The organism is Vibrio sp. Vb1574 (genome assembly GCF_033338675.1).
On sequence record NZ_JAWOTC010000328.1, the window covers coordinates 1 to 1,182 of the forward strand.

At 43.1% G+C, this 1,182-nt stretch carries 2 protein-coding genes; both read right to left on the reverse strand.

Annotated features, from left to right (window positions below):
- On the reverse strand, positions 1 to 526 hold a 526-nt coding region (locus R7O12_RS25935; protein ID WP_318126926.1), incomplete at its 3' end, for a Bax inhibitor-1 family protein.
- Positions 527 to 777: 251 nt separating this feature from the next.
- Positions 778 to 1,182: amino acid ABC transporter ATP-binding protein (locus R7O12_RS25940; RefSeq protein ID WP_318126928.1), on the reverse strand; the 405-nt coding region annotated here is incomplete at its 5' end.

Below are 1,182 nucleotides of genomic sequence, written 5' to 3' on the forward strand. Positions count from 1 at the left end.
AGAACACGAGTGCAGAAACACTGCTGATTACTAGGTGAGCCATTGTTGAACCAACGAAGATGTTAATCAGCGCTGCAACGATCACAATGATCAAACCTGCCATCAGGAAGTTGCGCATGAAAGAGAAATCTTTCTTGCTTGAAATGGTGTAAGCCGATAGGCCAAGGAACACCATACCAGTCAAACCTAGAGCTTGAGCAATGATAGTAGGACCGTTTGGAATTGATGCGTAGTAGTTAAGCATTGGACCTAAAGCACCACCCATTAGAGTCGTGAAAACGAATGTCCAAACGATACCAGATGATGAGTTGATTGCCTTTGGCATAACAAAGAACAAAATACCAATCGCGGCAAGCTGCATCACAATCGCCATGATTGGTGAAATTTGCATTGCCATAGTCGCGACTGCTGCGATAGCACTGGTCATCAGTGTCATCGACAGTAGGAAGTAAGTGTTTTTCAGTACTTTGTTAGTTTCAAGTGTATTAGGAACACTTGTTGAACGAGTAAACATTGGACTGTTCATAATTATCCTCAATAAGGGAGTTTACTATTGGTACATTTATGGGGCTGAAAGTTCAAAAAATCAAGCCCTTTCCATGGATATCCTAGATAAAATGATAATGGAAATAAGATGTTATGTATGTGGCAACTTGTAACACAATATTACCACCAAGAATTTTTGCGTTGGTGCTCACAACGATTGGTGATGTAAATGACAAAAAGCACTGACTTCGTTCGAAATCAGTGCTTTTAAAGCGTTCTCTGCGTTGATGATTAATGATGCAGGATTTGCGCTAAGAAGTTTTGCGTGCGATCCGATTGAGGATTCTCAAAGAAGTCGACCGGGTTGTTCTCTTCTATGATTTCTCCTGCGTCCATAAATATCACGCGATCGGCGACTTCTTTAGCAAAGCCCATTTCATGGGTTACACACAGCATGGTCATGCCTTCTTCCGCCAATTCGACCATAACGTCCAACACTTCACGCACCATTTCAGGGTCGAGCGCAGAGGTTGGCTCATCAAACAGCATGACTTTAGGACTCATACACAATGAACGGGCAATCGCTACACGCTGTTGCTGACCACCAGATAACTGACCTGGGTATTTATCGGCTTGGTCTGGGATTTTAACGCGTTTGAGATATTTCATCGCAACCGCTTCCGCTTCCTCTTTCGG